This is a genomic window from Streptomyces sp. NPDC052064 (genome assembly GCF_055585925.1).
Genome location: NZ_JBVJJE010000002.1, coordinates 40742 through 55736 on the forward strand (window position 1 = coordinate 40742; position 14995 = coordinate 55736).

The 14995-nt window shown below is 73.7% G+C and carries 14 protein-coding genes; 5 read left to right on the top strand and 9 right to left on the bottom strand.

The genetic code is table 11. The annotated features are described in order from the left end of the window. Positions 1–12: 12 nt before the first annotated feature. The 4 genes from nadC to ACZ6TU_RS04790 are packed head-to-tail and all read right to left on the bottom strand — an operon-like array spanning position 13 to position 4629. Positions 13–987: a carboxylating nicotinate-nucleotide diphosphorylase gene (gene nadC, locus ACZ6TU_RS04775; RefSeq protein WP_467675103.1), complete on the bottom strand. Its 975-nt coding sequence runs from the start codon at positions 985–987 to the stop codon at positions 13–15. Between the two features lie 5 nt (positions 988–992). Further along, positions 993–2714 carry an L-aspartate oxidase gene (locus ACZ6TU_RS04780; protein ID WP_469546680.1) on the bottom strand — a complete coding sequence of 574 codons (1722 nt, stop codon included), beginning with the start codon at positions 2712–2714 and terminating at the stop codon, positions 993–995. Continuing rightward, a complete protein-coding gene (panC, locus tag ACZ6TU_RS04785; RefSeq protein WP_469546683.1) occupies positions 2711–3703 on the bottom strand; it encodes a pantoate--beta-alanine ligase in 993 nt (330 codons plus the stop codon). Before panC ends, ACZ6TU_RS04780 begins: the two co-directional genes overlap by 4 nt. Continuing rightward, positions 3700–4629, bottom strand: a complete 930-nt coding sequence (locus ACZ6TU_RS04790; protein WP_467675097.1) for a Rossmann-like and DUF2520 domain-containing protein — start codon at positions 4627–4629, stop codon at positions 3700–3702. Before ACZ6TU_RS04790 ends, panC begins: the two co-directional genes overlap by 4 nt. 198 nt (positions 4630–4827) lie before the next feature. On the opposite strand from ACZ6TU_RS04790, the gene ACZ6TU_RS04795 reads away from it, so the two are divergent. Continuing rightward, positions 4828–6024, top strand: a complete 1197-nt coding sequence (locus tag ACZ6TU_RS04795) for a threonine aldolase family protein (protein ID WP_469546686.1) — start codon at positions 4828–4830, stop codon at positions 6022–6024. Here ACZ6TU_RS04795 and ACZ6TU_RS04800 read toward each other — a convergent pair. After that, positions 6014–6235 carry a hypothetical protein gene (locus ACZ6TU_RS04800; protein WP_467675093.1) on the bottom strand — a complete coding sequence of 74 codons (222 nt, stop codon included), beginning with the start codon at positions 6233–6235 and terminating at the stop codon, positions 6014–6016. The genes ACZ6TU_RS04795 and ACZ6TU_RS04800 overlap by 11 nt on opposite strands. 159 nt (positions 6236–6394) lie before the next feature. Between ACZ6TU_RS04800 and ACZ6TU_RS04805 the strand changes: the two genes are divergently transcribed. Continuing rightward, positions 6395–7501, top strand: coding sequence for a DUF5937 family protein (locus tag ACZ6TU_RS04805; protein WP_469546689.1), 1107 nt, complete (start codon positions 6395–6397; stop codon positions 7499–7501). Positions 7502–7519: 18 nt separating this feature from the next. Here ACZ6TU_RS04805 and ACZ6TU_RS04810 read toward each other — a convergent pair whose 3' ends face one another. Continuing rightward, the gene (locus ACZ6TU_RS04810) at positions 7520–8188 is read right to left on the bottom strand and encodes a response regulator (protein ID WP_467675089.1); all 669 of its coding nucleotides are present in this window, start codon (positions 8186–8188) and stop codon (positions 7520–7522) included. A gap of 54 nt (positions 8189–8242) precedes the next feature. Then, positions 8243–9433 (bottom strand): sensor histidine kinase, encoded by a 1191-nt coding sequence (locus tag ACZ6TU_RS04815; protein WP_467675087.1) that lies wholly within the window; start codon positions 9431–9433, stop codon positions 8243–8245. Positions 9434–9551: 118 nt separating this feature from the next. Between ACZ6TU_RS04815 and ACZ6TU_RS04820 the strand changes: the two genes are divergently transcribed. Beyond that, a complete protein-coding gene (locus ACZ6TU_RS04820; protein WP_469546693.1) occupies positions 9552–10556 on the top strand; it encodes an SAM-dependent methyltransferase in 1005 nt (334 codons plus the stop codon). Positions 10557–10582: 26 nt separating this feature from the next. Here the strand turns inward: ACZ6TU_RS04820 and ACZ6TU_RS04825 are convergent, their stop codons facing one another. Beyond that, positions 10583–11734 carry an NADH-quinone oxidoreductase subunit D gene (locus tag ACZ6TU_RS04825; protein WP_467675083.1) on the bottom strand — a complete coding sequence of 384 codons (1152 nt, stop codon included), beginning with the start codon at positions 11732–11734 and terminating at the stop codon, positions 10583–10585. 31 nt (positions 11735–11765) lie between these two features. Between ACZ6TU_RS04825 and ACZ6TU_RS04830 the strand changes: the two genes are divergently transcribed. Beyond that, on the top strand, positions 11766–12314 hold the full coding sequence (locus tag ACZ6TU_RS04830) for a PH domain-containing protein (protein WP_467675081.1): 549 nt from the start codon (positions 11766–11768) through the stop codon (positions 12312–12314). A 77-nt stretch (positions 12315–12391) separates the two neighbouring features. Beyond that, the gene (locus ACZ6TU_RS04835) at positions 12392–13681 is read left to right on the top strand and encodes a PH domain-containing protein (RefSeq protein WP_467675195.1); all 1290 of its coding nucleotides are present in this window, start codon (positions 12392–12394) and stop codon (positions 13679–13681) included. 60 nt (positions 13682–13741) lie between these two features. On the opposite strand, the gene ACZ6TU_RS04840 is transcribed toward ACZ6TU_RS04835, so the two are convergent. Beyond that, a complete protein-coding gene (locus tag ACZ6TU_RS04840; protein ID WP_467675079.1) occupies positions 13742–14932 on the bottom strand; it encodes a hypothetical protein in 1191 nt (396 codons plus the stop codon). Between the last annotated feature and the right edge of the window lie 63 nt (positions 14933–14995).

The following is a 14995-nucleotide window of genomic DNA, read 5'->3' on the forward strand; positions in this document are numbered from 1 at the left end:
CGTACCCGCTCCCTACTCCGCCGGCCGCAGGTCCAGGCCGATGTCCAGGATCGGCGAGGAATGGGTGAGGGCTCCGACGGCCAGGTAGTCGACGCCGGTGTCCGCGTACGCCTTGGCGTTGTCGAGGGTCAGGCGGCCCGAGGCCTCCAGGGCGGCGCGGCCCTGGACGACGGCGACCGCCTCCTCGCACTCGCCCGGCGTGAAGTTGTCCAGGAGGATCAGGTCGGCGCCGGCGTCCAGGACCTCGCGGAGCTGGTGCAGGGTGTCGACCTCGACCTCGATGGGGACGTCGGGGAAGCGTTCGCGTACGGCCCTGAAGGCCTGGGCGACGCCGCCCGCGGCGACCACGTGGTTGTCCTTGACGAGGGCCGCGTCCGAGAGGGACATGCGGTGGTTGACGCCGCCGCCGCAGCGGACCGCGTACTTCTCGAGGGAGCGCAGGCCGGGTGTCGTCTTGCGGGTGTCGCGGACCTTGGCCTTCGTGCCGTCCAGGACGTCCGTCCACGCACGCGTGGCCGTCGCGATGCCCGACAGGCGGCACAGGATGTTCAGCGCGCTGCGTTCGGCCGTGAGGAGGTCGCGGGTGCGGGTGGTGACCGAGAGGAGCTTCTGGCCCGCCTCGACGCGGTCGCCGTCCTCGGCGTGGCGCTCGATCTCGAGTTCCTCCGCGCAGACGACCGAGATGACGGCTTCGGCGATCCGGAGGCCGGCCACGACGCCCGCCTCGCGTGCGGTGAAGTCGGCGGTGGACACCGCGTCCTCGGGGATCGTCGCCACCGTCGTCACGTCCACGCCGTGGGCCAGGTCCTCCTGGAGGGCCACGTTGGCGATGTCCTCGACCTCGACGGGGTCGAGGCCGGCGTCGGCCAGGAGCTGGGCGAGTGCGGGGTCCAGGCCGCACTCCAGGTACGCCTCGTCGTCCGCGCCGCAGGCGCAGCCGTCTCCGCAGCCTCCGGACGAGGCGAGGGGAAGGTCGGGGGTGCTCACGTCGGTCACTGCTCCTGGGGGGCCTGGGGCGGGAAAGTCGTGGGGAAGTGTGTGGTGTCGGTGGTGTGCACGGCCAGCGTGCGGTCGGGGTTCAGGCGTACGACGATGTGGCGCCGCCAGGTGGTGTCGTCGCGCTCGGGCCGGTCCTCGCGCCAGTGGCAGCCCCGGGTCTCCTCGCGCAGCCGGGCCGCGGTGACCAGGACGCGGGCCACGCACAGCAGGTTGGTGGCCTCCCAGGTGTCGACGCCGGCCTCGGCGGTCTTGCCGTTCTCGGCGAGGGCGTCGCGGGCGTCGGTGTGCAGCTGCTGGAGCTGGTCGGCGGCCTTGGCGAGGGACTCCGCCGAGCGCAGGACGCCGGCCCCGTTCGCCATGATCCGCTGGATCGTGAAGCGGGCCTCCGGGGTGAGCAGGGGGTGCTCGGGGGTCTCCGGGTAGGGCAGGGGCTGGGGCACGCGCGTGTGGAGGCCGGTTTCCGCGTGGCTCGCGGCGATGTCTGCCGCGATGCGCTCGGCGTAGACCAGGCCTTCGAGGAGGGAGTTGGAGGCGAGGCGGTTGGCGCCGTGCACACCGGTGCAGGCGACCTCGCCGCACGCGTACAGGCCGGGGACCGTCGTACGGCCCTGGGAGTCGGTGCGGACGCCGCCGGAGGCGTAGTGGGCGGCCGGGGCGATCGGGATGGGCTCGGTGACCGGGTCGATGCCGTGGGCACGGCAGGCGGCGAGGATCGTCGGGAAGCGGTGTTCCCACATGTCGGCGCCGAAGTGCCGGGCGTCGAGGAACATGTGCTCGGCGTCCTGCTCCTGCATGCGGCGCATGATGCCCTTGGCGACGATGTCCCGGGGGGCGAGTTCGGCCAGTTCGTGCTGCCCCTGCATGAAGCGCACGCCGTCGGCGTCGACCAGGTGGGCGCCCTCGCCGCGTACCGCCTCGGAGACCAGGGGCTGCTGGCCCTCCGCGTCGGAGCCCAGGAAGAGGACCGTCGGGTGGAACTGGACGAACTCCAGGTCGCTCACCTCGGCGCCCGCGCGGAGGGCGAGGGCCACGCCGTCGCCCGTCGAGACGGACGGGTTGGTCGTGGCCGAGAAGACCTGGCCCATGCCACCGGTCGCGAGGACCACGGCGGGGGCGTGAACGGCCCCTACGCCGTCGTGCTGGCCCTCCCCCATGACGTGCAGGGTGACGCCTGCCGTGCGGCCCTCGGCGTCCGTGAGGAGGTCCAGGACGAGCGCGTTCTCGACCGTGCGCACGCCACGCGCGCGTACCGCCTCGACCAGGGCCCTGGAGATCTCGGCCCCGGTGGCGTCGCCGCCGGCGTGGGCGATGCGGCGGCGGTGGTGGCCGCCCTCGCGGGTGAGTTCCAGGCCGCCCTCGGAGGACTCGTCGAACTGGGCGCCGGTCTCGATGAGGCGCCGTACGGCGTCGGGGCCCTCGGTGACGAGGATGCGGACCGCTTCCTCGTCGCACAGGCCCGCGCCGGCGACCAGGGTGTCGTCCAGGTGCTGTTCGGGGGTGTCGCCCTCGCCGAGGGCCGCGGCGATGCCGCCCTGGGCCCAGCGGGTGGAGCCGTCGTCCAGCCGGGCCTTGGTGACGACGACGGTGGTGAGGCCGGCCGCCTCGCAGCGCAGGGCGGCGGTGAGGCCGGCGACGCCGGAGCCGACGACGACCACGTCCGCGGAGAGGGACCACCCGGGTGCGGGCGCGTGCAGTCGTATGCCTGTGCTGGTCACGAGGCGGCTCCGAAGGTGAGGGGAATGTTGTCGATCAGCCGGGTCGTCCCGACCCGGGCGGCGACGGCGAGGACCGCCTCGCCGGTGAAGTCGTTCCCGATCTCGGTGAAGTCGGACGGGTCGACCAGGGCGAGGTAGTCCAGCGCGAGCGGCGGATCGAGGCGGGCTGCCTCGTCGAGGACCTGGCGGGCGGCCGCGCGGACGGCGGCCGGGCCGCCCGGGACCGCCGTCGCGACGGCGTGCGCGTCCGCTGCCGCGCGGGACTCCCCTATGGCGCTGAGTGCCTCGGCACGCGCGCGCGTGGCGGGCACTTCGCGGGCCCGGGCGCGCAGCGCCTCCTGGGCGGCATGCCGGTCCTGGCCCGCGAACAGGGCACTGGACAGCGCGAGGGCGGTGCGCCGCTCGGCGGGCGAGAGGTAGCGGTTGCGGCTGGACAGGGCCAGGCCGTCCTCCTCACGGACGGTGGGGACTCCGACGATCTCCACGCCGAAGTTCAGGTCCCGCACCATGCGGCGGATCAGGGCGAGCTGCTGGGCGTCCTTCTGGCCGTACAGGGCGACATCGGGGCGGGTGAGGTGCAGCAGCTTGGCGACGACCGTGAGCATGCCGTCGAAGTGGCCCGGGCGGGAGGCGCCCTCCAGCCGCTCGCCCATGGGGCCCGCGGTGATGCGGACCTGGGGCTCGCCGCCGGGGTAGACCTCGTCGACGGCCGGGGCGAACACGACGTCCGCGCCCGACTCCCCGGCCAGCTTCACGTCGGCGTCCAGGGTGCGCGGGTAGCGGTCGAGGTCCTCGCCCGCGCCGAACTGGAGCGGATTGACGAAGACGGTGACGACGACCTCGCCGTCCGGCCCGGCGATGGCGCGCGCGGTGCGGATCAGCGCGGCGTGGCCCTCGTGCAGCGCGCCCATGGTCATCACCACGGCTCGGCGGCCCGTACGCGCGCGTGCGTGCAGTTCACCGGCGGTGCTGAGCAGGGTGGTGGTCATCGGGCGTCCCCTTCGGTGCCGTCGGTCCCGTGGGCGAGTACCCCGAGGAGGTCCTCGGCGAGCTCCGGCTTCAGCAGGCCGTGTGCCAGGGCCCGGTCGGCGGTGGCGCGGGCCATCGCCAGGTAGCCGGCGACGGTCTGCGGGGCGTGCCGGCGCAGCTCGCTGACGTGCGCGGCGACCGTGCCCGCGTCCCCGCGCGCGACCGGGCCGGTGAGGGCCGCGTCGCCGGAGCGCAGGGCGTTGTCCAGGGCCGCGCCGAGCAGCGGGCCGAGCATCCGGTCGGGGGCCGCGACCCCGGCCGTGCGCAGCAGCTCCATGGACTGGGCGACCAGGGTGACCAGGTGGTTGGCGCCGAGCGCGAGGGCCGCGTGGTAGAGCGGCCGGTTCTCCTCGGCGATCCACTCCGGCTCGCCGCCCATCTCGATGACCAGGGCCTCGGCGGCCATCCGCAGCTCCTCGGGCGCGGTGACGCCGAAGGAGCAGCCGGCCAGCCGCTGGACGTCCACGGGCGTGCCGGTGAAGGTCATCGCGGGGTGCAGGGCCAGCGGCAGGGCGCCCGCGCGCAGGGCGGGGTCGAGCACCCGCGCGCCGTACCGCCCGGAGGTGTGCACGAGCAGCTGTCCCGGCCGTACGGACCCGGTGTCGGCGAGGCCAGTGACCAGCTCGGGCAGGGCGTCGTCCGGAACCGTCAGCAGGACCAGCTCGGACCGCTGGAGGACCTCGGCGGGCGGCATCACCGGCACGTCGGGCAGCAGTTGCGCGGCGCGGCGCCGGGAGACGTCGGAGACCGCGGAGACGGCGACCGGGCGGTGCCCGGCGAGCTGGAGGGACGCGGCCAGCGCGGGTCCCACGCGGCCGGCGCCGACGACGCCGACGGTGAGCCGCGCGGGGCGGTCCTTGGGGTCTGGCTGTGGGGTTGTGTTCACTCGACGGCGGCCTTCCCGTTCCAGTCCGCTCCGGGTACCGGACGATTTCTCGTCATGTTAACGCGATCGGTTCGAGGGGCGTTCGGTTGTCCACAGGGTGTGCATTCCGGCGGACGTCGCGCGTGGACACCGCGCGCGTGCACGGTCGTACGGAAATCAGGGTGCCCGCCCGCAGACGCGCGCGGGATGATCCGGGCCATGAGTGACACGGCGGAACAGGACGAGCAGGCGACCGGACAACTGCCGGACGAGGACCGGAGGACACGGCTCCGGGAGCGGCGGCTGGCCGCACACCGGGGCGCACGGCGGGTGTTCGCCCGCTTCGGCTTCCACAAGACGCTCCGGGAGCGGCTGGCGGAGCTGGACGGGGCGGAGGACCTGTACGACCTGGACGAGCTGTCCGACGTCTACGGCGACGGCGTCGTCGAGGCGCTGGAGACGAAGGTCGCCGGACTGCTCGGCACCGAGGCCGCCGCGTTCTTCCCGACGGGCACGATGGCCCAGCAGGTGGCGCTGCGCTGCTGGGCGGGCCGGACCGGCAACCCGACCGTCGCCCTGCACGCGCTCAGCCATCCCGAGGTGCACGAGCGGAACGCGTTCAGCGAGGTCGGCGGCCTGCGGCCGGTGCGTGTGACGGGCGAGCCCCGGCTGCCCGCCGCCGCCGAGGTGCGTGACTTCGAGGAGCCCTTCGGGGCGCTGATGCTGGAACTGCCCCTGAGGGACGCCGGTTTCGTGCTGCCCTCCTGGGCAGAGCTCACCGAGGTGGTGGCGGCCGCGCGGGAGCGGGACGCGGTGGTGCACTTCGACGGGGCCCGCCTGTGGGAGTCCACGGTTCATTTCGGGCGGTCCCTGGAGGAGATCGCGGGCCTGGCCGACAGCGTCTACGTGTCGTTCTACAAGTCCCTTGAGGCATTCGGCGGTGCGGCTCTCGCCGGGCCCAGGGAGCTGGTGGACGAGGCGAAGACCTGGCGGCACCGGTACGGCGGCCAGGTCTTCCAGCAGTTCCCGACGGCCCTGTCGGCGCTGGTCGGGCTGGAGCGGGAACTGCCCCGGCTGCCGGAGTACGTCGCCCACGCGCGCGTGGTGGCCGCCGCCCTGCGTGAGGGATTCGCGGCGGCCGGGGTGCCGTGGGCGCGGGTGCACCCGGAGGTGCCGCACACTCACGACTTCCAGGTGTGGCTGCCGTACGACGCGGACGTCCTTGCGGAGGCGGCGGTGCGGACGGCCGAGGAGACGGGCACCCTCCTGTTCGGCGACGCCTGGGACCGGAGCGGCCCGGGCCTGGCCTGCACGGAGGTGCACGTGCGGTCCGCCGGGCTGGAGTGGACCGCCGAGGACGTGAAGACGGCGGTCGCCGACTTCGTCGCCCGGTTGCCCGGGCAGATCAGTGGGTAGTGCGGCGCCTCACCGGCAGCCACCGGCCCAGGGCGTGCCTGATCCGCTTCCGTCCACGGGCCGGGCGCCCGGCGAGGACCGCCCGGAACTGCCGTTCGTCGCGCCACTCCCGTACGACCTGCCAGTCGTGCGTGCCCGGCGCGGGCGGGGCGGGCTCCCCGAGGGACTGGGCGCGGTAGGTGTCGAGGAGGTACTGCTGCGTGATGCTCATGGTGGATCGCCTCTGCGGGACGGGGTGATGGAGGTCCGAAGGCTCCGCGGCTGCCCCGGTGGCCCCACCGTGCGCCCGTGCCGGGGGCGGCGTCGCGTCGATTGACGAGGCCCGTCAATCGACGGGGGCGTTGTCGGTGGCGGGGTGCACCATGAGGTCATGAGCGTGCACATCGACATCGCGGGGTTGAGGCCGGAGCAGGTCGCCGTCGTGCCCTCGCCCCTGGCCGAGCTGGGCATGGCGTTGCACGCGCTGTCCGAGCCGGGGCATCATCCGGGCCTCCAGGGCTGGGTGACGGGCGTGACCGCCCGGCTCGACCCGCATCTGGCCGACCGGATGTGCGAGGCCGACTTCCTGTGGCGGACGACGTTCTCGGACCTGTTCTTGCCCTTCGCCGGCATCCCGGGCCGGAGCACACTGCCGAGCGCCACGCTCGCCGAGGAACTGGACCTGCTGGACAAGCTGACGGACGAACAGTTCGTGGACGCGGCGCTGGAGTTCACGTGCGCGCAGCCGTACTGCTCGCACGGTCCGGACGCGCTGTCCGACGCGGAGGTCCGCCGCCGCTCCCTGGAACTGGCCGCCGCGCGCGGGCCGCAGCAGCTGCGGTTCAGCGAGCGGCTGCTGGCCGACCCGCCCAGGATCCGGGCCTGGCTGCGGCAGTTCCTCCAGGACTGCGACGAGGCGTTCTTCGCGGAGGCGTGGTCCCGGCTGCGTCACCAGCTCGCGGCGGACGCCCGCCACAAGACGGACCTGCTCAGACACCGGGGCCTGGCCGAGGCGCTCGCCGCGGTGTCCCCTGCGGTGACGCTCGACGAGGCCGCCGCCGCCGTCACGGTCGACAAGCTGGGCGAGGGCCGTACGGCGACGGGCGACGGCGGCCTGCTGCTCGTCCCGACGAGCCTGGGCTGGCCTCATCTGGCGGTCCTGCACCGGTACGGCTGGCAGCCGGTGCTTCACTACCCCGTCGGCTCCCCCGAGCTCGCCGCCCCGCCCACGCTGGAGCAGCTGGCCCTGCGCATGACCGCGCTGTCCCACCCCGTGCGCATGCGCATGTGCCGCCATCTGGCCCGCAGCGAGTACACCACCGGCGAGCTGGCGCAAGTGCACGGCATGACGGCCCCGGAGATATCCCGGCATCTGGCCGTGCTGAAGAAGGCGGGCCTGATCACCACCCGCCGCCGCGGACGCTACGTCCTGCACCAGCTGGACGTGACGGTGGTGGCCCGCCTCGGCAGCGAGTTCCTGGAAGGGATCCTCAGATAACCGGCCGTCGTACGCCGCTCAGCCGTGCCCGCCGGCCCGCACCAGCCCCGTCTCGTAGGCCAGCACCACCACCTGCACCCGGTCCCTGAGCCCCAGCTTGGTCAGGATGCGGCCCACGTGCGTCTTCACGGTCGCCTCGGACAGCACGAGCCGGGCCGCGATCTCGCCGTTGGACAGGCCCTGCGCGACCAGCACCATGACCTCGCGCTCGCGCTCGGTGAGCCGTTCCAGCGCCTTGTGCTGGGGCTGCTTGCTGCCCGGCAGCATCGGCGCGAAGCGGTCCAGGAGCCGCCGGGTGGTGGAGGGCGCGACGACCGCGTCACCGCTGTGCACGGCGCGGATCGCGGCGAGGAGCTCCCCGGGCGGCACATCCTTGAGCATGAAGCCGGAGGCGCCCGCCTTCAGCCCGGAGAAGGCGTACTCGTCGAGGTCGAAGGTGGTCAGGATGAGCACCTTCGGCGGGTCGGTGTCCGCGCAGATCCGGCGGGTCGTCTCCACACCGTCGAGCTTCGGCATGCGGACGTCCATCAGCACCACGTCGACCTCGGTCGAGCGCAGCGCCTGGAGGGCCTCGACACCGTCACCCGCCTCCGCCACGACCTCCATGTCCGGCTGGGCTGCGAGCACCATCCGGAACCCGGTGCGCAGCAGCACCTGGTCGTCGACGAGCATCACGCGGATCGTCATCGGGGCCTCTTCCATGTCTCTGTCACAAGTGTCAGCGAGGGGCGTCTGCCGAGGTCAGCCGGAGGGTTTGAGCGGCAGCAGGGCACTGATGCGGAATCCTCCGCCCGGGCGCGGGCCGGCGTCCAGGGTGCCGCCGACCATGCCGACCCGTTCCCGCATGCCGATCAGGCCGTGGCCCTGGCCGTCGAACCCGCCTTCCTCGTACAGCTCGTGCGGGGCGCCCTTGCCGTCGTCCTCGACGAGCAGGCCGAGACCGTCGTCGAAGTACACCAGGCGCACGCTCGCGCCCGCGTTGGGCCCGCCGTGCTTACGGGTGTTGGTGAGCGCCTCCTGCACGATGCGGTAGGCGGTGAGCTCGACGCCGCTGGGCAGCGGTCGTGGGGTGCCCTCGACCTTGAAGTCGACGGGCAGTCCGTGCCCGCGGCACTGCTCGACGAGGTCCTCGATCTGCTGGACGTCGGGCTGCGGCACGTACTCGCCGGCCTCCTCGTGCTCCCCGGTGCGCAGCACGCCGAGCAGGCGGCGCATCTCGGCGAGCGCCTGGCGGCCGGTGGAGGAGATGGTCTCCAGGGCCTTCTTCGCCTGGTCGGGCGCGGCGTCGAGGACGTAGGCCGCGCCGTCGGCCTGCACCACCATCACCGAGACGTTGTGCGCGACGACGTCGTGCAACTCGCGGGCGATCCGGGCGCGTTCCGCGGCGACGGCGACCTTGGACTGTGCCTCGCGCTCCCTCTCCAGGCGGGCGGCCCGCTCCTCCAGCTGCGCGAAGTAGGCGCGGCGGGTGCGGATGGAGTCGCCGAGCACCCAGGCGAGGGCGAAGGGCACGGTCATGAAGACCGTCAGGGCGATGTTGCCCGCGATGTTCGTCTGGTCGCTCGGCCAGCGCAGGTGCGCCACGGGGGCCGCGCACAGGCCGGCGACCAGCGCGAAGCGGGACGCCCAGCGCGCGCCCTCCGCCGCGACCGTGTAGACGATCACCAGCATGGCGAAGTCGTGGGGACCCATCTCGACATCGGTGATCAGCTGGGCCAGGCCGACCGCCGTCGCGAGCAGCAGCATCTTCTCCGGCATGCGGCGGCGCAGCGCGACCACCAGGCACAGCAGCAGTGCGAGCGGAACGGCGACGGCCGGAGGGCCGAATCCGCCCGACGCTCCGCCGACCACGGAAATCCCGAGGAGGACCACGGCCCACGAGCCGTCGACCCACATCGGGTGCCTGCGGAGGAAGTCATAGAGGCGCTGCACGTAACCCAGCGTAGGGAAGCGGGATAGGTGCAGGGGTCAACCGGAGGACCGATCCGCACCGGGCGCGCGTACTCCGCAAGGTGGAGTTGCGTTCGTTGTGTCCGCATAGCCTGGCCCCGTGACAGCAGTGACGAGGGGCGAGGGACCCGAGGGGCGCGGGTGGCGCGGGTGGCGTGCGGCGGCTCGGGAGGCCCTGTACGGGCCGGACGGCTTCTACCGCCGGGCCGAGGGTCCGGCCGGGCACTTCCGCACGTCCGTGCACGCGTCGCCGCTGTTCGCAGGGGCCGTGGCAGGGCTGCTGTGCCGGGTCGACGACGCGCTGGGACGGCCCGCGACGCTGGACTTCGTGGACATGGCGGCGGGGCGGGGCGAGCTGGCCGCCGGGGTGCTCGCCGCGCTCCCGGACGACGTGGCGGCCCGCACGCGCGCGTACGCCGTCGAAGTCGCCGAGCGGCCCGAGGGGCTCGATCACCGGATCGAGTGGCTGGCCGAGCCGCCGCAGGGCGTGACCGGGCTGCTGTTCGCCAACGAGTGGCTGGACAACGTGCCGGTGGAGGTCGCCGAGGTGGACTCCTCGGGCGTGGCGCGGCTGGTGCTGGTCCGGGAGGACGGGACCGAACGGCTCGGGGAGCCGGTCGACGGGGCGCAGGCGCGGTGGCTGGCGCGGTGGTGGCCGCTGTCGGACGAGGCGGGGCTGCGGGCCGAGATCGGCCTGCCCAGGGACGAGGCCTGGTCCTCGGCGGTCGCCACGCTCGGCCGGGGGCTCGCCGTCGCCGTGGACTACGCGCACACGGCGGACACGCGGCCGCCGTTCGGAACGCTCACCGGCTTCCGGGAGGGCCGCGAGACGGCGGCCGTGCCGGACGGCTCGTGCGACATCACGGCGCATGTCGCACTGGACGCGTGCGCGCTGCCCGGCGGGCGCCTGCTCCCGCAGCGCCAGGCGCTGCGCGCGCTGGGCGTGACCGGCGCACGCCCCCCGCTCACACTGGCGTCCACCGACCCCGCCGCCTACGTACGCGCCCTCGCGAGCGCCGGAGAGGCCGCCGAGCTCACCGCGGCGGGCGGGCTGGGCGACTTCGGGTGGCTGGTGCAGCCGGTCGGGATCGGGGATCCGCTCTAGGCCGCATCGGGGACCGCTCCCGGCCCCTACTTGTCGATGTCGCCCACGACGAAGAACATCGACCCCAGGATCGCCACCATGTCCGCGACCAGCGTCCCCGGCAGCAGCTCCGTCAGCACCTGGATGTTGTTGTACGAGGCCGAGCGCAGCTTCAGCCGGTACGGCGTCTTCTCGCCCTTGCTGACCAGGTAGTAGCCGTTGATGCCGAGCGGGTTCTCGGTCCAGGCGTAGGTGTGGCCCTCGGGCGCCTTCAGGACCTTCGGGAGCCGCTGGTTGACGGGCCCGGGCGGCAGCTCGGCGAGCCGGTCGAGGCAGGCGTCGGCCAGGTCGAGCGCGTTGTGGGTCTGCTCCAGGAGGCACTCGAATCGGGCGAGGCAGTCGCCCTCCTGCCGGGTCACCACCTTCAGGACGTCGCCCAGCTCCCCGTAGGCGAGGTACGGCTCGTCCCGGCGCAGGTCGAAGTCGACGCCCGAGGCGCGCCCGATCGGCCCGCTGACCCCGTACGCGTGCACGGCCTCCGGGGTGAGCCTGCCGACGCCCCGGGTGCGGCCCCGGAAGATCTCGTTGCCGAGCACCAGGTCGTCGAACCGGTCCATCCGGGAACGCACGTCGGCGACGGCGGCACGCGCGCGCGTGGTCCACCCGGCCGGCAGGTCCTCCTTGAGGCCGCCCACGCGGTTGAACATGTAGTGCATCCGCCCGCCTGAGACCTCCTCCATGACGTGCTGGAGTTCCTCCCGCTCCCGGAAGGCGTAGAAGATCGGGGTGATCCCGCCGAGCTCCAGCGGGTACGAGCCGAGGAACATCAGGTGGTTGAGCACCCGGTTCAGCTCGGCGAGCAGCGTGCGCAGCCACACCGCGCGCTCGGGGACCTCCATGCCGAGCATCCGCTCCACGGCGAGCACCACGCCCAGCTCGTTGGAGAAGGCCGACAGCCAGTCGTGGCGGTTGGCGAGCATGATGATCTGGCGGTAGTCGCGCGCCTCGAACAGCTTCTCCGCGCCGCGGTGCATATAGCCGATCACGGGCTCCGCATGCGTGATGCGCTCGCCGTCCAGCACGAGCTTCAGCCGCAGCACGCCGTGCGTGGACGGGTGCTGCGGCCCGATGTTGAGCACCATGTCGGTGCTCTCCGCGGCGCCGCCGATTCCGACCATGGTCTCCGTCGTAGGAGTCATGGACACAGTCTCTCCTACGTACGCTGGCCTCATGGAGACGGGGAGTCCGCAGGACACGGGGCCGACGGGGACGCAGGGCGCGGCAGGCACGCGGGGCACGGCGGGGGCCGTCCAGGACGGGCCGGTGTGGATCGCGCTGCCGCCCGGGCTGCTGAAGATGCGGCGGTTGCTGCTGGTGGTGTGGCTGGGGCTGATCAGTCTGGCCGCCGGGCTGGTGCCGGGGCTGCTGGCCGGGCCGGCCTGGGCCGCCTTCGCGCTGCCGCCGCTGGCGCTGATGATCTGGGGCTGGGTGATGCTGGAGCGCAACTGGCGTTCCTGGCGGTACGCCGAGCGTGCCGACGACCTGCTGATCAGCCGCGGTGTGCTGTGGCGGGAGGAGACGGTCGTGCCGTACGGGCGGATGCAGCTGGTCGAGGTCACCTCCGGGCCCGTCGAGCGGCACTTCGGGCTGGCCAGCGTGCAGCTGCACACGGCCGCCGCCTGGACCGACGCGACCATCCCCGGCCTGGACCCGGCCGAGGCGGAGCGGCTGCGCGACCGGCTCACCGAGCTGGGTGAGGCCCGATCGGCGGGGCTGTGACGACGCCCGAGTCCGCCGAAGCCGCCGAGGCCGCCGAAGCCACCGGGGACGCCGAAGCCACCGAAGCCGAGACGGGAATCGCCGAGCGGCGGCTGCACCCCGTCACGCCGCTGCGACGGGCCTGGGCGCCGGTCGCCGTGGTGATCGGCTGGGCGGTGCACGATCCCGACGGCGCGCAGCGCCATCTGACCCGGCTGAGCACGGCCACGCTGCTGATCGGCCTCGCCGTGATCGTCCCGGCCGCGGCCCTGTACGGCTTCTGCACCTGGTGGTTCACGCACTTCGCGGTGACCGAGACCGAACTGCGCATCCGTACCGGACTGGTGTTCCGGCGCACCGCGCACATCCGGCTGGAGCGGATCCAGGCCATCGACGTCACCCAGCCGCTGCTCGCGCGGGTCGCCGGCGTCGCCAAGCTCAAACTCGACGTCATAGGCACCGACAAGAAGGACGAGCTGGCCTTCCTGGGCGCGGACGAAGCGCGGGCGCTGCGGGCCGAACTGCTCGCCCGGGCGGCCGGATTCGCGCCCGAGACCGCGCACGAGGTCGGGGAGGCGCCGTCCCGGCAGATGCTGCGGGTGCCGCCCGGGGTGCTCGCCATGTCGGTGGTGCTGAGCGGGGCGACCTGGGGATCGCTGGCCGCGGTGCTCGTCGTCCCGCCGTTGCTGTGGCTGGCCACGGAGAGCGTGTGGACGGTCCTGGCCGTCGCCCTGCCGCTGCTCGGCGCGGCGGGCGCGAGCAGCGTGGGACGGTTCGTCGGCGAGTACGACTGGACGGTGGCCGAGTCGCCCGACGGGCTGCGCCTCGACCACGGCCTGCTGGACCGGGCTCACGAGACGGTGCCGCCGGGGCGCGTGCAGACCGTGCGGATCGTGGAGCCGCTGCTGTGGCGGCGGCGCGGCTGGGTGCGCGTGGAACTGGACGTGGCGGGCTCCTCCAACTCCGTGCTGGTGCCGGTCGCTCCGCGCGAGATCGCGGAGGCCGTCGTCGCGCGCGTACTGCCCGGGGTGACCGTGCCGGAGCATGCGGCCCTGTCGCCGTCGCCGCGCCGCGCCCGGTGGTGTGTGCCGGTGTGGTGGCGCGGGTACGGGCTCGCCGTCACGGACGCGGTGTTCGCGGCGCGGTCCGGGCTGCTGCGGCGGAGCCTCGCGCTGGTGCCGCACGCGAAGGTGCAGAGCGTACGGATGACGCAGGGGCCGTGGGAGCGGGCCCGGGGCGTGGCCGACGTGTGTGTGGACACGGGCGCGAACAAGACGGTGAGGGCCAGGCTGCGGGACGCGGCCGAAGCGCGCGAACTGCTTCAGGCCCAGGCGGAGCGGTCGCGGACCGGGCGCAGGGACGCGAGACCGGACCGCTGGATGGCGTGACCCACCGGAAAGCCGAAGGCCCCCCGGCGGCGGCCGGGGGGCCTTTTCAGCAGCGTGGGCTCAGGAAACCGCGCTCCGCAGCCCCTGTACGTCGATCTGCTCCGTCTCGTCGTGCGCCGTCAGGTCGATGACCTGGCCGATCCCGCGCGACTCCTCGTCCACCGGCTTGAACCGGTCCTCGGTCTCGGCCTTGTGCAGCGCGAGGGCCTCCTGGCCGACGACATCGGCCAGGTCCTCGTTCTGCACGGCCTCCAGGGCGGCCGGTGACGTCCCCTGCTTCGTACCGAAGAAGTCGAAACCGCCTTCGGACACATGGCGCCGCACCGGCGTCTGCGGTGCCACGGCCACAGCGGTCGGCACGGTGTAGTGACCTGAGGAGGCAGGCTGCGGCTGCGGGAGTCGCTCGGCCTCGGCAGCGGTGGCGGTTCCGGCGGTCGCGCGCTCGTGCCCGGCGACCGCCTCTGACTGCCCCTGCGCCTCGTCCTCCCGCGACTGCTCCCGCTGGTCGTCCTTCCGGTCCTCCCGCGCGGGCTCCGCGTCGTCGCCCTTCGGTACGCCGTCGCCGTCGCCGCCTCCGTCCGGGTCCGGGGCCGGGGCCGAGTCGGCGTCGAGCCGGGCGAGCGCCGCCGCGGCACGCAGGAACAGCCGGGAGCCCTCCGGCGAGAACACCGCGGGAATCGCCGTCGACTCCTCGACGGCAAGGGCCTCCGCCTCGGCGGCAGCCGTCTCGTCCGCGTCCGCCGGAGCATCCGCCGACGCCGCCGCCCCCGCGGGCAGCGCGGCCCGTACCGGAGCCGTCGCCTCTATCTCGAGCACCCGGCGTTCCTCCAGGACGCTCGCGCGCTCGGTCTCGGCGGTGGCGTACCGGCGCAGCAGTGCGGCGTGCTCGTTGCGCAGTCCGGCCAGTTCCGTGCGCTTGGCGCGCAGCCGCTGCTCCAGCTTCGCGCGCAGCTCGCGGGACTCCTCGAGGTCGGCCTCCAGTTCGGCGACCCGCTCCTCGAAGCGCCACTCGTCGCTCGCACGCGCGCGCGTGAGGTCGGCGACGCGTTTGCCCGCCTGGGTGTCCCAGCGGCGGAGCACGACCGCGCCGATGACCGCCGTCGCCGCGGCGGCCGCGGCCAGACCGCGGAGCACCATCGGCTCCGTGAACACCCAGGGGCTCAGGGCGCAGACGAGGGAGACGCCTGCGATCGCCGACGGGGGCAGCAGCCTGTGCAAGGGCGGGGAATGGCGGTGACGTCCACGTGGCATGGCCAGAAACTTACCGCGCGTAGGCGAATCATGGTGACCCACCCCGCAAAAACAAAGCCACAA

What these genes read in the sequence shown, in the direction of transcription:
- panC (WP_469546683.1), bottom strand. Translation starts at nt 3,703, where the DNA reads ATGACCACCACCCTGCTCAGCACCGCCGGTGAACTGCACGCACGCGCG.
- ACZ6TU_RS04795 (WP_469546686.1), top strand. Translation starts at nt 4,828, where the DNA reads ATGAGTGACACGGCGGAACAGGACGAGCAGGCGACCGGACAACTGCCG.
- ACZ6TU_RS04800 (WP_467675093.1), bottom strand. Translation starts at nt 6,235, where the DNA reads ATGAGCATCACGCAGCAGTACCTCCTCGACACCTACCGCGCCCAGTCC.
- ACZ6TU_RS04805 (WP_469546689.1), top strand. Translation starts at nt 6,395, where the DNA reads ATGAGCGTGCACATCGACATCGCGGGGTTGAGGCCGGAGCAGGTCGCC.
- ACZ6TU_RS04810 (WP_467675089.1), bottom strand. Translation starts at nt 8,188, where the DNA reads ATGACGATCCGCGTGATGCTCGTCGACGACCAGGTGCTGCTGCGCACC.
- ACZ6TU_RS04825 (WP_467675083.1), bottom strand. Translation starts at nt 11,734, where the DNA reads ATGACTCCTACGACGGAGACCATGGTCGGAATCGGCGGCGCCGCGGAG.
- ACZ6TU_RS04830 (WP_467675081.1), top strand. Translation starts at nt 11,766, where the DNA reads ATGGAGACGGGGAGTCCGCAGGACACGGGGCCGACGGGGACGCAGGGC.
- ACZ6TU_RS04840 (WP_467675079.1), bottom strand. Translation starts at nt 14,932, where the DNA reads ATGCCACGTGGACGTCACCGCCATTCCCCGCCCTTGCACAGGCTGCTG.